At 53.8% G+C, this 4,234-nt stretch carries 2 protein-coding genes and 1 pseudogene; 2 read left to right on the top strand and 1 reads right to left on the bottom strand.

Features of this window, described 5'->3' with window-relative positions:
* Nucleotides 1-92 precede the first annotated feature (92 nt).
* Nucleotides 93-2,772, bottom strand: a pseudogene (locus CEJ45_RS24240) (Tn3 family transposase); the annotation flags it as partial.
* 407 nt (nucleotides 2,773-3,179) lie between these two features.
* Between CEJ45_RS24240 and CEJ45_RS24720 the strand changes: the two are divergent.
* Nucleotides 3,180-3,398 carry a hypothetical protein gene (locus CEJ45_RS24720; protein ID WP_141107063.1) on the top strand — a complete coding sequence of 73 codons (219 nt, stop codon included), beginning with the start codon at nucleotides 3,180-3,182 and terminating at the stop codon, nucleotides 3,396-3,398.
* A gap of 132 nt (nucleotides 3,399-3,530) precedes the next feature.
* Nucleotides 3,531-4,115 carry a 3'-5' exonuclease gene (locus CEJ45_RS24245; protein WP_088757535.1) on the top strand — a complete coding sequence of 195 codons (585 nt, stop codon included), beginning with the start codon at nucleotides 3,531-3,533 and terminating at the stop codon, nucleotides 4,113-4,115.
* Nucleotides 4,116-4,234 lie beyond the last annotated feature (119 nt).

Below are 4,234 nucleotides of genomic sequence, written 5' to 3' on the forward strand. Positions count from 1 at the left end.
CAGGATCAGGGCAGCGCTGTTCTGCTGCAAGTGAAGTCATGGATGCAGCTTAAATTCTGGCAAACGCTGTCTTGACGGATGGGTCCACTTTAGAACACTGCGCGAGCCAGAGCATTTCTTGCTTCCCCCTTATTCAGTCCGGCATGTACTCTGCGCCGGAGCTCAACATCCTGAAGCCATTCCAAAATAAAGAGCGTCCGTTCAATTCTGCCGAATTCCCGTAAGGCAATAGCAAGGCCGTTTTGGCGCGGGTAGCTCCCGAGCTTGCGGATCATCAAGGAGGCAGTTACGGAACCCTGCTTGATTGACGTGGCCAACCGCAATACCTCGTCCCAATGAGCACGTAGATGCTTAATGTTCAGCGTCCCGCCGATCATGGTCCTTAACGCATGGTAGTCCTGCTCTCTTGATGGCACATACAGCTTAGTGTCGGCCAGATCTCGAATTCGTGGCGCAAACTTAAAACCAAGCAAATGCATCAATGCAAAGACATGATCGGTAAAGCCAGCGGTATCTGTGTAATGCTCCTCAATGCGGAGTTCTGACTCGTGGTAAAGCAGGCCATCAAGGACATAAGTCGAGTCGCGCACGCCGACGCTGATAGGCTTGCCGAAGAATGGCGAATACTGGTCGGTAATATGGGTGTAGAAAAGGTGCCCAGGTTCGGTTCCGTATTTCGGGTTGACATGTCCTGTGCTCTCAGCCTTGCCGCCAGCACGAAAACGCTGAGCATCGGAAGAAGATGTGGTCCCGTTCCCCCAGTTCGCGGCAAAGGGATTGCGCAATTGAGCGTTGGTTAATTCGGCCAGTCCAGCTGTATAGGTCTCATCGCGTATATGCCAAGCTTGTAACCACGAGAGTTTGGCGTAGGTCGTGCCAGGCGTAGAATCGGCCATCTTGTTTAGGCCCAAGTTGATTGCGTCCGCCAAGATCGCAGAGAGCAACAGGGTGCGATCTTTCGTGAGTTCGCCTGTCTTTAGGTGGGTGAAATGCCGGGTAAATCCCGTCCAGTCATCGACCTCCATGAGCAATTCCGTAATCTTTACCCGAGGTAGGATCGCGCTTGCTTGGTCGATCAGCGTTTGCGCGGACTCTGGTACCGAAGCATCAAGCGGGGTGATTTTCAGTCCAGAATCCGTAATGATGGCGTCGGGCAGTTCCTGAGCAAGCGCCAGATGATTCACCTTTTCCAGTTGCTCTTGAAGAAGTGCCAGACGGTTTGCCAAATAGTGATCGCAATCCGGCTCGATCGCCAATGGAAGCCCAGCATCCCGTCGCATGGCGGTAAATTTTTCGACTGGCAGAAGATAGTCTTCAAAATCCCTGAACTGACGAGAGCCCCTGACCCATATGTCCCCGGAGCGCAACGAATTCTTCAATTCCACCAGGACACACATTTCGTAGAAGCGACGATCGATTCCATCATCTGTGATGACCAGGGGGCGCCAGCGTGCTTTGACGAAGTCGACCGGGGCATCTTCGGGCACCTTTCTAGTCCCCTTGAAGTTCATCTCTTTCACAACCTCAATCGCGTCGAGAACGCTCTGCGCAGCTGGCGCAGCCCGGAGCTCCAACACATCCAGAAATTCTGGGGTATAGCGACGCAAGGTATTGAAGTGCTCTCCCATCAAATAAAGATGATCGAATGATTCAGGCTGTGCAAGGTGCGCAGCCTCATCGATACTCTTGGCAAATTCGTCCCATGGCAATACGGCTTCGATCGCGTCATACGGGTCCATGCCTGCCAGCTTTGCTTCTACCAGTGCCTTGCCGATGCGGGTGTACAACAAGATTTTTTCGTTGATGGCCTTACCTTGCTGATGGAACCGCTGCTGGTGTTTGTTTTTGGCCGCATTAAACAGGCGCATGAGGATGCGGTCGTGAAGATCCACTATTTCATCGGTCACGGTCGCCATCCCCTCGATTGCGAGAGCTACCAGAGTGGCGTAACGCCGCTGATCTTCGAACCTGGACAAGTCGCGCGGCACCATCTGACCACCTTCACGCGCTATCTTAAAGTAAGCGATTCTGATGGACGTAACGACCAATCCCTTCTGGCAGATTCAGAGCTTGGAACGCTTTAAGCCGTTCGATGTGCTCCATCATGTATCGGGAATTCGGCTTTCGAGGTGACTGTCGAAGCCAAGATAAGACCGTCAAGCCGGTGCCGGGGCGGTTTGTCAGCAGCGCGTCCAAGCTGCGTCGATGGATATCAGAGAGCGGCTCTGTCAAAGTACGGTAGATCTTCTTGTTCGCGCGACTGATCCCCTCCGCGCATATCCGGTCAATTACAGATACTGCAGGTAGCATTACGCTGCGATTGCGCAGCTGTTGTAGTGCGTTGGCGGCAAGGACGAGCGCCTTATCTGTCTGCGTCGCCAAGTCTGTCATTTGATGGACGAGAAACCGATAATCCGCTAGCCCGAACGGACGTACTGCCAGATAGCTTCGCAACTCCTGAAGGTGCTCTCTACGCGTGGTATCTCTCTGAGCGTAGTCGCCCCAAGTGTCCGGATTTGCTCGTACTTGACGGGCGATCCACTGCACCACATGGGCTGGCACCTCTCGGTCGTTGCCGAACGCATATCCAGGAAACCGCAACATGCAGAGCTGGACGGCGAAGCCGAGTCGATTGGCATCGCCCCGACGTTGACGGATCAGGGCCAAATCGGTGTCGTTGAGCGTATAGTGCTGGATCAACTCGTCTTGTGACTCAGGGAGAGTAATCAGGCTCGCCTGTTCAGCGGCTGAAAGAATAGAACGGCGTGGCATGTCAGTGAATTCCTCTTATGGCGGGAAGTAGACTCTGCTTGCGGCATGAAGAGACTCGGGGCGACCTCTCCTGGATGGACGACACTAACGGGTGATTTTCGTTTGGAGATTTCCCCCCAATGTGGAAAATGGAAAAAACTGTACGACAAGGAATTCGCTAGATAAGTGACTCCAGCAACCAGCCTGTCGCGCAAGCTGTAATACGCCTCTCGGGCTCGCAACGGGACATTGCATCAGGCGTCGAATGGTTGTCAATGGCAAGTTTTCACACTCGCGCGCGTGGTTACTGCCGTGAGCCGACACAGATCACGACATGAATAAATTGTGGCCATGAGATGCTATAAACTGTGGAATGAAATGCTCCAAAACGTGATCGTCTTTGATCAAAACTGCACAATCGAGCTTGCATGAAAAAACGCCAAACCTACTCGACCATCCTTGAACGCGGCGGCAAAGTCTCGTGGCCGAAGGCATTGACAGACTGGAAGATAGGCCAATGTGTTTTCCTGTCCATTAAGGACGGAGCTATTGCTGTGACTACCCGGCCGGCGCGCTCAATGGACGGGCGAATATTTTCCGCCCGCGTCAGCCGCAAATTCAGCAGCAAACATTTCTCAGTTAGCTGATAGCTACCAGCTAGCCTCCAAGTTGAGCCGGCTCAAGTTGCGAACGCAACAGATCCTTTAGTCACTAAAGGCAGCAATTCCGCGTGCGAAATTGTCCTCCCGCCGGACCAACTACATCATCAAGAGGATCACGTGGCAAGAATTCTCGTTGTCGACCTCGAAGCGACCTGTTCGGACGACGGCACCATCCCGCCGGAAGAGATGGAAATCATTGAAATCGGTGCCTGCTGGGTCACCGAACGTGGTGTGGTGCTGGAACGGTTTCAGCATCTGGTGAAGCCGCTAGTTCGGCCGGCCCTCACGCCATTTTGCAAGACGTTGATCGGCATCACCCAAGAGGAAATCGATCAAGCTCCCCTGTTTCCTGTCGCAGCGCAGGCGCTTCAGGCCTTCGTCAGCGAGGTGGCGTCCAGCGATACTGTCTGGATGAGCTGGGGAAACTACGATCACAAGCAACTGACCAGGGAGGCCCAGCGCCACGGGATTACGATGCCCTTGGCCATGCCCCATCAGAATGCCAAGCGGTTGTTTGCGAAGGTTCAGCGCATTGGCAAGGAGGTTGGCATGATTCGGGCGTGTGCGATGGCGGGCATTCCTCTGGAGGGGCAGCATCATCGTGGGCTGGACGATGCAGTCAATATTGCCAAGCTGATGCCATGGGTATTGGGGCATGCCACACTTTCGGTCCAGAGCCATACCCCTGAAGTTCACAAATGAGGGAGCACACGATGTCGTTCAACGTCTAAAGTGGACCCATCCGTCAAGACAGCGTTTGCCAGAATTTAAGCTGCATCCATGACTTCACTTGCAGCAGAACAGCGCTGCCCTGATCCTGC

The sequence above is a fragment of the Herbaspirillum aquaticum genome (assembly GCF_002213425.1).
Classification (GTDB): domain Bacteria; phylum Pseudomonadota; class Gammaproteobacteria; order Burkholderiales; family Burkholderiaceae_D; genus Herbaspirillum; species Herbaspirillum aquaticum.

Excerpts from the sequence above, each read along its gene's own strand:
- CEJ45_RS24720 (WP_141107063.1), top strand. The coding sequence starts at position 3,180 with ATGAAAAAACGCCAAACCTACTCGACCATCCTTGAACGCGGCGGCAAA.